Here is an 11,569-nt window from a genome sequence, read left to right on the forward strand (position 1 = left end):
ATGTTTCGGTGGTCATAGCGTGAGGGAAACGCCCGGTTACATTCCGAACCCGGAAGCTAAGCCTCACAGCGCCGATGGTACTGCAGGGGGGACCCTGTGGGAGAGTAGGACGCCGCCGAACAAATATTGAGAAAGGCCCACACCTTATGGTGTGGGCCTTTCTGCGTTTAGTGGTTCACGCGTCGGGTTCGTAGAGTGCTGGGATGCGCTATGACCTCGTGATCTTCGACAACGACGGTGTGCTCGTCGACAGTGAGCCCATCTCCAACCGGCACCTCGCCGCCTATCTGACCGAGCTCGGGCACCCCACCTCGTACGAGGAGTCCATCCGTGACTACATGGGCTCCGCGATGCACCGCGTCCATGAGCTGATCCAGGAGCGGACGGGGCGGCGGCTGCCCGACGACTTCGACGAGGTCTTCCACGCGCGGGTGTTCGCCGCCTTCGAGCGGGAGCTGGCGCCGGTCGACGGGGTCTTCGACGTACTGGAGAAGCTGGTGGCGGAGGGGGTGCCGTACTGCGTGGCGTCGTCCGGGAGCCATGAGCGGATCAGGGTCGGGCACCGGGCGACCGGGCTCGACCGGTGGTTCGGGGACGGGCTGGTGTTCAGCGCGCAGGACGTGGGGCGGGGGAAGCCGGCGCCCGATCTCTTCCTCCACGCGGCCGAGCGGATGGGGGTCGCGCCGGAGCGGTGCGCGGTCGTCGAGGACAGCCCCCTCGGTGTCCGGGCGGGGCGCGCGGCCGGGATGGACGTGTACGGGTTCACGGCGATGACCCCGGCGGAGAAGCTGACCGGGGTCCAGGGGCACTTCTCGGACATGGGGGAACTGCTCCCCCTGCTTAGTTGAGCAATCTTCAACTTCCTCTACCCATGAGTAGCGGGCGACCCCTACTGTTCCGCCATGACAGATGTGCTGCGGCGCGGCCGGGCCGCGTTGGCGTTCAGCTTCTTCGCTCAGGGCGTCGCCTTCGCACTGCTCGTGACGCGGATTCCGGCCATTCAGGACCGGTACGGGGTCTCCAACGCGCTGCTGCCCGCCTTCCTCGCCGCGGTGCCGGTGCTCGCCGGTGTCGGCAGCGTCTGCACCGAGCAACTGGTGAAGAAGATCCCGGCGAGCCAGGTGCTGCGTTGGTCGCAGCCCGTCGTGCTTCTGGCGCTGCTGGGCGTCGGAGCCGGCGAGCACATGGTCGAGCTCGGGATCTCGCTGGCCGCGTTCGGGCTGGCGGTCGGGGCGCTCGACGCCTCGATGAACATGCTCGGGGTGAGCCTGCAGCGGTCGTACGGGCGGAGCATCATGCTCGGGTTCCACGCCGTGTACAGCCTGGGCGGGATATCCGGGGCCTCGCTGGCGTGGGCGGGGGCGCACTGGGATCTGCCGCTGCTCGTGTCGTATCTGCCGGTGGTCCTCGTGCTGCTGCCGGCCGCGCTGGTCGGGAGCCGGTGGTACGTCGACGGGGGCGGGCCCGAGGACAAGGTTGCCGTGGAGGCCGGAGCCGCGGGTGGGCGCCTCGCCTTCTCGCTGCTGCTGCCGCTCTGTCTGGTGATGTGCTTCGCGTACATCGGTGACTCGACCGTCTCCAACTGGAGCGCCAAGTACCTGGCGGACGTCCTCGGCAGCTCGGACGAGATGGCGACCGTGCCGTACAACGTCTATATGGTCACCACGCTGCTGGGGCGGTCCATCGGGGATCTGGGAGTGCGGCGGTTCGGGGCCGCGGCCGTCGTACGGGCCGGTGCGGTGATCGCGGCCGTCGGGTTCGCGGTGGTGGCGGGGGCGCCGGGGGCCTGGGTGGGGATGCTCGGGTTCACGCTGCTGGGGCTCGGGCTGTGTGTGCTCGTCCCGCAGACGTTCGCGGCGGCGGGGCGGCTGTTCCCGGGGGCTTCGGACGCGGCCGTGGCGCGGCTGAACATCTTCAACTATGTGGGCTTTTTGATCGGTTCCCCGTTGGTGGGGGCGTTGGGGGACGCCTGGAGCTATCGCGGGGCGATGCTCGTGCCGATGGCGTTGGTGCTGGTGACATTGGTGTACGCCCGGTCGTTCGAGACTGAACCGGACCGATACGGTGGCGGGCATGAGCGGCCGCGCACAGCTGATGTGGGACGAGGCAGTAACGGGCTATGACTTCGGTCCGGACCATCCGATGGATCCGGTCCGGCTCGCGTTGACCCGGAGTCTCGTGAGCGCCTTCGGGCTCGACCGGGAGATGGACGTCGTCTCGGCGAAGCCGGCGGGGGAGTCGACCCTGCGGCTCGTGCACCGTGAGGACTACGTGGCGGCCGTGAAGGCCGCGTCCGCCGACCCCGGTGGCGCCGACGGCTCGTACGGGCTCGGAACCATGGACGATCCGGCGTTCGCCGGGATGCACGAGGTGTCCGCGCTGATCGCCGGGCAGTCGGTGGGGGCGGCGGAGGCCGTGTGGCGCGGCGACGCGCTGCACGCCGTGAACTTCGCCGGCGGCCTGCACCACGCCATGCCGGGCGGCGCCTCCGGATTCTGCATCTACAACGACGCCTCCCTCGCCATCGCCCGACTGCTGGAGCTGGGCGCCGAACGGGTCGCCTACGTGGACGTGGACGTGCATCACGGGGACGGGGTCCAGGCCGCGTTCTGGGAGGATCCGCGGGTCCTGACGATCTCGCTGCACGAGCACCCCCGGACGCTGTTCCCGCAGACCGGCTGGCCGGAGGAGACGGGTGCGGACACGGCCCAGGGGTCGGCCGTGAACGTCGCGCTGCCGGCCGGGACCGGGGACGCGGGCTGGGTGCGGGCGTTCCACTCGGTGGTGCCGGAGGTGCTCGCCGAGTTCCGGCCGCAGGTACTGGTGACCCAGCACGGCGCCGACACGCACTTCGAGGACCCGCTGGCGCATCTGGCGGTGTCGCTGGACGCGCAGCGGGCGGTGCAGGTGGCGCTGCACGACCTGGCGCACGAGCATGCCGAGGGGCGGTGGGTCGCGCTCGGCGGCGGCGGTTACGCGGTGGTGGACGTGGTGCCGCGGTCCTGGACCCATCTCGTGGGGATCGTGGCCGGGCGGGAGATCGCGCCGGAGGCCATGATTCCCGAGGAGTGGCGGCAGCAGGTCTTCGCGCGGACGCGGCAGTTGGCGCCGGTGCGGATGACCGACGGGCGGTGGCCCGTGGAGTGGGCCGGCTGGGAGGCCGGGTACGACCCCGCGGACCGGCTGGACCAGGCCGTGCTGGCCGCGCGCAAGGCGGTCTTCCCGCTGCGGGGGCTGCTGCCGTAGAGGCGGCGGCCGTTAGGCCGACTGTGTGGTTCGGCCAGGGATTCTGGTGGTGGCGTGGGGTGGGTGCGTCAGCATCGGGGGGTGTGGAGTGCGGGGGCGTTGCGGGCTCATCTGGTGGCGGTCGGGCTGGCCGGGAGGGTGGCCACCTCGCGGGAGTCGAGCCTGCGGAGCTACCGGCTGTTCGCGGCCCGCGATCCTCGGTTTCTGATCGGGCTTGATCCCGAAATGACCTGGCGGCAGCGGGATGTGCTCGGTTTGATGGCCCGGAAGTGCGGGGTTTCGGCCGACCCGCGGTGTACGACCGGGCAGGATGTGATCGACCCGGGGTTCACCCTGGCGGCGCTGGACCGGTTCGCGGAGCGGCTCGCGGCGGTCGCTCGCCGTGGTGGGCCGGTGCTTCTGGGCACCGGGCACCCGCATCGGCTGATCGGCTTCTACGGCGCTCTCGCGGACGCTTTGTCGGCGTCGGGATGTGAGGTCCTCACACCAGCGACGGGTAGACGTGTCGACATAACGACCCGGTTCGGTCTACGCACGTACAACCTCGACTACGTACGAGGTGTCTCCGTGGTCCGGGAGGCGACCGCTTCGCGCTCCCGTTGTGCGACCGGCGTGCACACGCATTCGCCGCTCCCGATCCGGACGGTTCTGGCGGCGGCCGCGGAGGGCGGCGGGCCCCTCCCGGAACTTGTCGTCGGGGACCACGGCTGGGTCTGCGGGGCAGGTCAGCTGGGGTTCGAGGCGATCGGGCTGGCCGACACGGACGATCCGGCGCCCTTCGTGGGGGAGGCGGAGGGGCGGGTGTCCGTCGTCGTTCCGCTTGATGACGGTGTGCGGTCTGATTACTACCGACCGCTGACCCGCTACGTACTCAATCGGGCGTGTCTGTCACAGTAGGCCGCCGATGGCATCCCCTCTTCCCCACTCGCATCACCCGCCCCTACATTGGGGAGTGAGCACGCAGCGACGAAGAGTCACCGGAAGGGGAAGCCGGTGGCCGTCGAGTGCGGAAGGTTCAGGTGTGTCATGGCTGCAGCTGGCGAGAGGCCTCTGAACGAGGTTCAGTTCCTTACCGTGGCGGAAGTCGCCTCGGTGATGCGAGTGTCGAAGATGACCGTGTACCGGTTGGTGCACAGCGGTCATCTGCCGGCGATCCGGGTGGGCAGGTCCTTCCGGGTGCCGGAGCAAGCGGTTCACGAGTACCTCCGCGAGAGCTATGTGGGGGTGGAGACTGCCTGACGGTCATCGGGTCCAGGAGTTCCCGGAGGCCCCTCGGGGCGTCCGGGATACCCCTGGTTCACCCTCGATTACGACCTCAGCGCTCGGGCGGGTAGGCTGGCCCCTCGTAGGTCGTATGGGCCCATGGCGCCCAAACACCGAGTGATGAGAAGTGAGCGAGGGTAGTCGTGGGCTCTGTTATCAAGAAGCGGCGCAAGCGGATGGCGAAGAAGAAGCACCGCAAGCTGCTCAAGCGCACCCGCGTTCAGCGTCGCAACAAGAAGTAAGGCGGCCGGGCCCCTGAAAAGGGGCCTGGTGGACGCCCGTCCCGTACGGGCGTCGCCCGCCTTGCACGCTTGTGCGAGCGCTGTGGAGAGCGCGTTGCTGAGACCCTCCATCGGATTCCGGTGGGGGGTCTCGGTGTTTTTCCCGGTCGTTGGCGGGGTCGCAGTCATCACAGCGCAACAACAACCCGCTAACGTGGCCGCACACGGGGAACGCGGCACAGGACGAGCAGGGATACGCCTACGGGCGCCGACGTTGGGAAGGAAGGCGCTGATCTTGGGGAAGGTCGTGCTCGTGACCGGGGTGGCCCGTCAGCTGGGCGGCCGGTTCGTACGTCGGATCCAGCGTGACCCGGAGGTCGACCGCGTCATCGCGGTGGACGCGGTGCCACCGGAGCACCATCTGGGCGGAGCGGACTTCGTGCAGGCCGACATCCGCCATCCCGCCATCGCCCGTGTGCTGGCCGAGCACAACGTCGACACCGTGGTGCACCTGGACGTCACGGGCACCCCGCTGGGCAGCGGCGGCCGGGCCACGCTCAAGGAGACCAACGTCATCGGCACCATGCAGCTGCTCGGTGCCTGTCAGAAGTCCCCGCTGATCAAGCGTCTGGTCGTGAAGTCCAGTACCAACGTGTACGGCTCCGCGCCCCGCGACCCGGCCGTGTTCACCGAGACCATGCCGCCCAAGTCCCTGCCGAGCGGCGGCTTCGCGAAGGACACCGTCGAGGTCGAGGGCTATGTGCGGGGCTTCGCGCGCCGCCGGCCCGATGTGGCCGTGTGTGTGCTGCGCTTCGCCAACATCCTCGGGCCGAGCGCCGATTCGCCGCTCGCCTCGTACTTCTCGCTGCCGGTGCTGCCGACCGTGCTCGGCTACGACCCCCGGTTGCAGTTCGTGCACGAGGACGACGTGATCGAGGTGCTGCGGATCGCCTCGCACGAGCCGGCGCGCGGCACCCTCAACAGCGGCACGTTCAACATCGCCGGCGACGGAGTCCTGCTGCTGTCGCAGTGCGCGCGGCGGCTCGGCCGGCCGACGGTGCCGCTGCTGATGCCGGCGGTCAGCTGGGTCGGCTCGATGGTCCGTACGCTGGGGGTGACGGACTTCTCGCCGGAGCAGCTGCGGCTGCTGACCCACGGCCGGGTCGTGTCCACCAACCAGATGCGCGAGACGCTCGGGTACCGGGCCAGGTACACGACCGCGGAGACCTTCGCGGACTTCGCGCGCGGCAGGGGACCCGGCCTGCTGCCCCCCGAGGCCGTCGCGGGAGCCGTGGACCGGCTCGCCGCACTCGCGGTGCCCGCTCCGGGCGGCGGCCACACCCCGACGCAGAGCGCCAACTGAGGAGCGCATCAACGATGGCGGATGCCAAGGTCATTCCGTTCGACGACGACCGGACCCGTGGGGGCGCCGCGCAGCGCCCGGCGCGCCGCCGGAGCGCGGGAAGCCGGCGCAAGGGCGAGAGCGCGGCCGTACGCGACGTCCGGGAATCCGGTGAGGTCCAGGCCCTCCCCGGACTGGCGGGCAGCACGGATGATGTCCCTGTGACACGGGAGAAGCCGGAGCCGCCCCAGGAGGCCGCCGAGGCAGTGGACGGCGGGGCGCTGGAGCGACGGATCGCGGGCGGTCTCGCCTTCCTGCGCAAGCGGCTCACCGGGGAGTACGAGGTCGACGACTTCGGCTACGACGCCGAACTCACCGACCAGGTGCTGATGTCGCTGCTGCGGCCGCTGTACGACAAGTACTTCCGGGTCGAGGTGAAGGGCATCGAGAACATCCCGGCGGAGGGTGGCGCGCTGATCGTCGCCAACCACTCCGGGACGCTCCCGATGGACGGCCTGATGATGCAGGTCGCCGTGCACGACAACCACCCCGCCGGGCGCCATCTGCGGCTGCTCGCGGCGGACCTGGTCTTCATGCTGCCGGTGGTGAACGAGCTGGCCCGCAAGCTGGGGCACACCCTGGCGTGCGCGGAGGACGCCTCGCGGCTGTTGCAGCAGGGCGAGCTGGTCGGGGTCATGCCGGAGGGCTTCAAGGGCCTCGGCAAGCCCTTCGGGGACCGCTACAAGCTCCAGCGGTTCGGCCGCGGCGGCTTCGTCTCCACCGCGCTGCGCGCGGGCACGCCGATCATCCCGTGCTCGATCGTCGGCGCGGAGGAGATCTACCCGATGATCGGCAACTCCAAGACGGTCGCCCGACTGCTGGGCTTCCCGTACTTCCCGATCACCCCGACGTTCCCGTGGCTCGGCCCGCTCGGCGCGATCCCCCTGCCCACCAAGTGGACCATCCAGTTCGGCGAGCCCATCCCGACCGACGGCTACCCGCCGGAGGCCGCGGAGGACCCGATGCTGATGTTCAACCTGACGGACCAGGTACGGGAGCAGATCCAGCACACCCTGTACAAGCTGCTGGTGCAGCGGCGATCGGTGTTCTTCTGAGCTGTTCGCCGACTGAGGCGTGCGCCGGCTGAGGAGTTCGCCGGCGTACGACGAGACGATGGGGCGCCCTTCCTCGGGAAGGGCGCCCCATCGTCGTGCCGGGTCAGTCGGTGTCGTCGCCGTCGATGCCGAGGCCGGGCAGGAGGCCCGGGAGGAGGGGCGGGAGGGTGACGTCGGGCTCCTGGGCCGGGGTGCTCCTGCCGGTGGACGGGGAGGTGCTGGAGGTGTCGCCCTCGGGCGGGTCGAGCAGACCGCCGGTGGCGCCGCCGACGAGGTTCTCGCCGCCGCTGTCCGACGCGGACGGGTCGGGTTTGCCGCCGCTCTTCTGGCTGTCCGCGGAGCCGTTGCCGGTGCTGGGCGCCGGACGGCCGGAGTCGGCCGCGCCGGGTGCCCGGGAGCCCGGGGAGCGGCGCTGCTTGTCGTCGCCGCCCGGTGCGGGGGGCTGCGGCAGCAGCGACCGGTGCGGGGCGACCTCTTCGTCTATGGCGTCGAAGACCGAGGACACCTGCTGACTGACGTCCCCGAGTTGGACGGGCAGCCGCTCGCGCAGCGCGTCCCACGCCTCCCGGTGGGACCGGGAGAAGGCCGACAGGGCCTTGATGGGTCCGAGGGAGCCCGGGTCGCGCTGGTAGGCCTCGTGCAGCAGGCGGTAGCCCTCGGCGGCGTCGTGCTTCATGCCGGTGAGGGCCCGGCGGACGTCGCCCAGGGACTCGTGGTCGAGGTGTCCGCCGCGGCCGCGCTCCATGAGCCTGCGGGCCTCGCTGAGCCGGGTGGACGCCTGGTCCAGATAGAGCCGGCCCCGGTCGTCGGTGTCGTCGGCCAGGGTGAGCCTCACGTCCTCGATGCCGCGCTTGAGGCCGTAGAGCGAGTCACCGGGCAGGGCGTCCGAGCTGGCGGCGGCCACACCGCCGAAGGCTCCCGCGGCCACTCCGACGCTGAGCCCGCCCGCGGCGAGGCCCTTCGTCAGGCGTGAACGTGGTCGCAGTTTGCCCAGCGGGCTGGCCCGGTGGGCGCCTCGCGCCTTGCCGCGCTGCTCGGGCACCGAAGAGTCCTTCGCCTCGCGCCCCGCGAGCGTGCCGTCGCGCAGCATGGCTTCCATCGCGGCCACCAGTTGGGCGCGCTGGACCACTTTGACCGCGGGGTCAAGCTCCGGCTTGGGCAGCTCGTCGAGACCGGTGGCCAGGGTCAACAGGCGTCCCTGGTCGGTCTGTTCCGCTGCCGGGGCCGGTGCCGATCCCTCGGGCCGCTCGGCCGCCGTGCCCTGGTCGGACAGCTCCTCCAGGGCCTGGGCGAAGGCGTTCGCCCGCCGGTGCGCCGATACGTTCGCGATCACTGGCGGCACCTCCTCTCGTCATGACGGTCGACTCCCCAGGGGGTCCTGAGGGTTGCACGTGCCCGACCAATGCACACGATCGAGTGATCGATATCGGCCGGGCCGTGACCACAGGGAGCCTGTATCCCGCTCAACGAGTGGTGCGGCACTTGGGTTACGGACGGAGGACGAACCGGCGAAGAAGTCAACGGAAGGAGACCGAGGGTGAGTTGGAGGTCGCCGAGCGTGTCCGGACGCAGCGCTCGGCGCGGGGGTGGCGATGGTTCGCCGGGGCGGGTCCTGCCGGGGGTGGGCGGGTCAGCGGGCGTCGTCCGGCAGGAGACGGGCGAGCGTGCGGACCGCACGGTACTGGAGGGTCTTGATCGCGCCCTCGTTCTTGCCCATGACGCGGGCGGTCTCGGCGACGGAGAGGCCCTGGAGGAAGCGGAGGGTGACGCACTCCTGCTGCTGGGGGTTGAGGCGGCGTACGGCCTCGAGGAGGGCGGCGTTGGAGAGGGACTCCAGGACGGAGTCCTCGGGGGAGCGCTCGACCTCGTTGGCGTCGAGCATCTCGCCGGTGGTGACCTCCAGCCGGAAGCGGCTGGACTTGAAGTGGTCGGCGACGAGGTTGCGGGCGATGGTGACCAGCCAGGCGCCGAAGTCGCGGCCCTGCCAGGTGAACGTCCCGATGCGGCGCAGGGCGCGCAGGAACGTCTCGCTGGTGAGGTCCTCGGCGGTCGCCTTGCCGCCCACGCGGTAGTAGATGTAGCGGTAGACGGTGTCGCTGTACTGGTCGTACAGGCGGCCGAAGGCGTCGGCCTCGCCGGACTGGGCGCGTTCGACGAGGTCCATCATGCGGGCGCTGTCGCTGTCCGCGGCGGGACGGCGGGTGGTGGTGGCGGTGGATCCCGAACGGCCTCGTCTGCCCACTGCCGCGCTGCCGTCGGCGAGTGCGTAGCACGGGCCAACGGGCGCGGCGGCGGAGGCGAGGGCGGGGACGGCGTACGCGGTGGGGACGAAGCCGCGCAACAGGTTGTTGACTGTCGCGCGCAGCGTAGCCAGGCCCGAGGCGTCAACCCCGACGTGTGGGTACACGGGACTCCCAGAGGCAGAGCTTCCATCACGTGCAGTACGGAACCATTCACCCGTCGTAGCGACGGAGGGGTACCGGTTTGCGTTTGAGGAGAATAACGCTTCGTGCAGGCACTGCTACACCCAGTTGCTCAAATCATCGATTACGTCGCTTCTGTTACCGATTGACGGCTGCTCAAGTGCCGGTGCGTGATCGGTTGTTGATCGATTGGGTTCGCGTTCCGTCTGGGTGCGGGGCGTGTTGTGGTCGGGTGCGGAGGGAGGGACTGAGGGGCGCGCGGTGGGGGTAGGACAGCCGGAATGCGGGCGGCCGTGCGGGAACGCCAACGCCGGAGGGGCCGGTCTCCCGGCCCCTCCGGCGTTCGAAAGCAGTGTGGTCGAAAAAAGGTGTGAGTGATCGGATGGGTCAGCGTCGGCGGCGGTGCAGCGCGATCGCGGCGGCCGTGCCGCCGGCCACCGCGCCCACGCCGGCCGCGGCCGGGAGGCCGACCTTGGCCGCCTTGCGGGCCGTGCGGTAGTCGCGCAGCCGCCAGTCCATGGAGCGGGCGTGCTTGCGGAGCTTGGAGTCCGGGTTGATCGCGTAGGGGTGGCCGACCAGGGAGAGCATCGGGATGTCGTTGTGGCTGTCGCTGTAGGCGGCGCAGCGGGAGAGGTCCAGGCCCTCGGCGGCGGCCAGGGCGCGGACGGCCTCCGCCTTCGCGGGGCCGTGCAGCGGCTCGCCGACGAGCTTGCCTGTGTAGACCCCGTCGACCGACTCGGCGACCGTGCCGAGCGCCCCGGTCAGACCGAGGCGGCGGGCGATCACCTGGGCGATCTCCACGGGGGCGGCCGTCACCAGCCACACCTTCTGGCCGGCGTCGAGGTGGGCCTGGGCGAGGGCGCGGGTGCCCGGCCAGATGCGCTCGGCCATGTACTCGTCGTAGATCTCCTCGCCGATGATGGTCAGTTCGGCGACGCGGTGGCCCTTGACGATGGAGAGCGCGGAATTCTGGGCGTCCTGCATGTGCTCGGGGTCCTCGGAGCCCGCGAGCCGGAACCACGCCTGCTGCCAGGCGAATCGGGCGAGGTCGCGGGTTTCGAAGAACTTCCGCTTGTACAGGCCCCGGCCGAAGTGGAACAGCGACGCGCCCTGCATGACCGTGTTGTCGAGGTCGAAGAAGGCCGCGGCCTTCTCGTCGCCGAGGACCGGGAACTCCGGTTCGGCGGCAGGGGTGTCGGGCGCGGGAGCGAGGTCCTCCAGTTCCCGGGAGGACTTGCGCGCGGCCTCGGCTGAGGCCTCGCCTGCCAACACACTCCGTGCCGTGGCGGAGCGCCTACGAGGAGTGAGCCATCCTAGTGCGGCCATGTCGTGAGCATAGCCAGTCTGTTCGGTGGTTCCGGAGTCGAGAGGTTGGCAAGGTGTGAACTCTCCACGACCTTGTCGTTAAAGAGGTGGTCCGTACGGCGTGTCCGGGTGCGGCACGGGTGACGAGGGGGCGCGTTGTGCGCTGCGACAATGGCGGCATGAGTGCCATGTTTCGGCGACGGTCGCGCGAGCCGGGGGAGCGTCTCGTCACACTGATCGGCAAGCCGGGGTGTCATCTGTGCGATGACGCACAGTCGGTGATCGAGAAGGTGTGCGGGGAGCTCGGGGTGCCCTGGGAGAAGAAGGACATCACCCAGGACGAGGAGCTGCACCGGGCGTACTGGGAGCAGATCCCGGTCGTGCTGGTGGACGGGGCGCAGCACACGTTCTGGCGGGTGGATGAGGCGCGTCTGCGCAAAGCCCTTACACAGATGTGACTGACCGGCCAGTCCAAGTGGTCCAGAAAGTCGCTTAGGATCGACGGGCTGATTGGTCTCGGGGGCGGGATTCGTGAGGAGAGTGTGCGGTTTTGCCCCCGTGGAGCAAGGCGCCGAGCTGGGCGTCGCGTGAGGAACGAAGGCGCGTCCGTGTCGGTTCCGAGCGTGCGCGTCGAGCGTGCGTGACCCCGGTCAC

The 11,569-nt window shown here is 70.1% G+C and carries 12 protein-coding genes and 1 rRNA gene; 10 read left to right on the top strand and 3 right to left on the bottom strand.

From position 1 onward, the window contains the following. Positions 1-4: 4 nt before the first annotated feature. The 9 genes from rrf (at position 5) to SMA5143A_RS38785 (ending at position 7,187) form a co-directional block, all read left to right on the top strand. Positions 5-121: ribosomal RNA gene (gene rrf / locus SMA5143A_RS38745) — 5S ribosomal RNA — on the top strand. 82 nt (positions 122-203) lie between these two features. After that, positions 204-848 carry an HAD family hydrolase gene (locus tag SMA5143A_RS38750; RefSeq protein ID WP_107467486.1) on the top strand — a complete coding sequence of 215 codons (645 nt, stop codon included), beginning with the start codon at positions 204-206 and terminating at the stop codon, positions 846-848. A 54-nt stretch (positions 849-902) separates the two neighbouring features. After that, positions 903-2,123 carry an MFS transporter gene (locus tag SMA5143A_RS38755; RefSeq protein WP_107467487.1) on the top strand — a complete coding sequence of 407 codons (1,221 nt, stop codon included), beginning with the start codon at positions 903-905 and terminating at the stop codon, positions 2,121-2,123. Beyond that, positions 2,074-3,246: an acetoin utilization protein AcuC gene (locus SMA5143A_RS38760; protein WP_107467514.1), complete on the top strand. Its 1,173-nt coding sequence runs from the start codon at positions 2,074-2,076 to the stop codon at positions 3,244-3,246. Before SMA5143A_RS38755 ends, SMA5143A_RS38760 begins: the two co-directional genes overlap by 50 nt. Positions 3,247-3,327: 81 nt before the next feature. Further along, the gene (locus SMA5143A_RS38765; protein ID WP_107467515.1) at positions 3,328-4,143 is read left to right on the top strand and encodes a phosphatase; all 816 of its coding nucleotides are present in this window, start codon (positions 3,328-3,330) and stop codon (positions 4,141-4,143) included. A gap of 129 nt (positions 4,144-4,272) precedes the next feature. Further along, positions 4,273-4,485, top strand: a complete 213-nt coding sequence (locus tag SMA5143A_RS38770) for a helix-turn-helix domain-containing protein (RefSeq protein WP_004984898.1) — start codon at positions 4,273-4,275, stop codon at positions 4,483-4,485. Between the two features lie 167 nt (positions 4,486-4,652). Further along, complete coding sequence (locus SMA5143A_RS38775; protein ID WP_003948845.1) at positions 4,653-4,751, top strand: 30S ribosomal protein bS22; 99 nt, start codon at positions 4,653-4,655, stop codon at positions 4,749-4,751. Positions 4,752-5,025: 274 nt separating this feature from the next. Then, complete coding sequence (locus tag SMA5143A_RS38780; RefSeq protein ID WP_107467488.1) at positions 5,026-6,093, top strand: NAD-dependent epimerase/dehydratase family protein; 1,068 nt, start codon at positions 5,026-5,028, stop codon at positions 6,091-6,093. Positions 6,094-6,107: 14 nt separating this feature from the next. Next, entirely contained in the window at positions 6,108-7,187 is a 1,080-nt protein-coding gene (locus tag SMA5143A_RS38785) for a lysophospholipid acyltransferase family protein (RefSeq protein ID WP_107467489.1), read from the top strand. Between the two features lie 103 nt (positions 7,188-7,290). On the opposite strand, the gene SMA5143A_RS38790 is transcribed toward SMA5143A_RS38785, so the two are convergent. The 3 genes from SMA5143A_RS38790 to SMA5143A_RS38800 form a co-directional block, all read right to left on the bottom strand. Further along, positions 7,291-8,520 carry a DUF5667 domain-containing protein gene (locus tag SMA5143A_RS38790; RefSeq protein ID WP_107467490.1) on the bottom strand — a complete coding sequence of 410 codons (1,230 nt, stop codon included), beginning with the start codon at positions 8,518-8,520 and terminating at the stop codon, positions 7,291-7,293. A gap of 297 nt (positions 8,521-8,817) precedes the next feature. Beyond that, positions 8,818-9,594 carry an ECF subfamily RNA polymerase sigma factor, BldN family gene (locus tag SMA5143A_RS38795; protein WP_099969877.1) on the bottom strand — a complete coding sequence of 259 codons (777 nt, stop codon included), beginning with the start codon at positions 9,592-9,594 and terminating at the stop codon, positions 8,818-8,820. Between the two features lie 403 nt (positions 9,595-9,997). Further along, the gene (locus SMA5143A_RS38800) at positions 9,998-10,936 is read right to left on the bottom strand and encodes an HAD family hydrolase (RefSeq protein WP_107467491.1); all 939 of its coding nucleotides are present in this window, start codon (positions 10,934-10,936) and stop codon (positions 9,998-10,000) included. A 158-nt stretch (positions 10,937-11,094) separates the two neighbouring features. On the opposite strand from SMA5143A_RS38800, the gene SMA5143A_RS38805 reads away from it, so the two are divergent. Further along, positions 11,095-11,373 carry a glutaredoxin family protein gene (locus SMA5143A_RS38805; protein WP_055712909.1) on the top strand — a complete coding sequence of 93 codons (279 nt, stop codon included), beginning with the start codon at positions 11,095-11,097 and terminating at the stop codon, positions 11,371-11,373. The last annotated feature ends 196 nt before the right edge of the window (positions 11,374-11,569 follow it).

The sequence above is a fragment of the Streptomyces sp. MA5143a genome, from assembly GCF_900290235.1.
Classification (GTDB): domain Bacteria; phylum Actinomycetota; class Actinomycetes; order Streptomycetales; family Streptomycetaceae; genus Streptomyces.

Excerpts from the sequence above, each read along its gene's own strand:
- SMA5143A_RS38750 (WP_107467486.1), top strand. The coding sequence starts at position 204 with ATGCGCTATGACCTCGTGATCTTCGACAACGACGGTGTGCTCGTCGAC.
- SMA5143A_RS38755 (WP_107467487.1), top strand. The coding sequence starts at position 903 with ATGACAGATGTGCTGCGGCGCGGCCGGGCCGCGTTGGCGTTCAGCTTC.
- SMA5143A_RS38760 (WP_107467514.1), top strand. The coding sequence starts at position 2,074 with ATGAGCGGCCGCGCACAGCTGATGTGGGACGAGGCAGTAACGGGCTAT.
- SMA5143A_RS38770 (WP_004984898.1), top strand. The coding sequence starts at position 4,273 with ATGGCTGCAGCTGGCGAGAGGCCTCTGAACGAGGTTCAGTTCCTTACC.
- SMA5143A_RS38785 (WP_107467489.1), top strand. The coding sequence starts at position 6,108 with ATGGCGGATGCCAAGGTCATTCCGTTCGACGACGACCGGACCCGTGGG.
- SMA5143A_RS38800 (WP_107467491.1), bottom strand. The coding sequence starts at position 10,936 with ATGGCCGCACTAGGATGGCTCACTCCTCGTAGGCGCTCCGCCACGGCA.
- SMA5143A_RS38805 (WP_055712909.1), top strand. The coding sequence starts at position 11,095 with ATGAGTGCCATGTTTCGGCGACGGTCGCGCGAGCCGGGGGAGCGTCTC.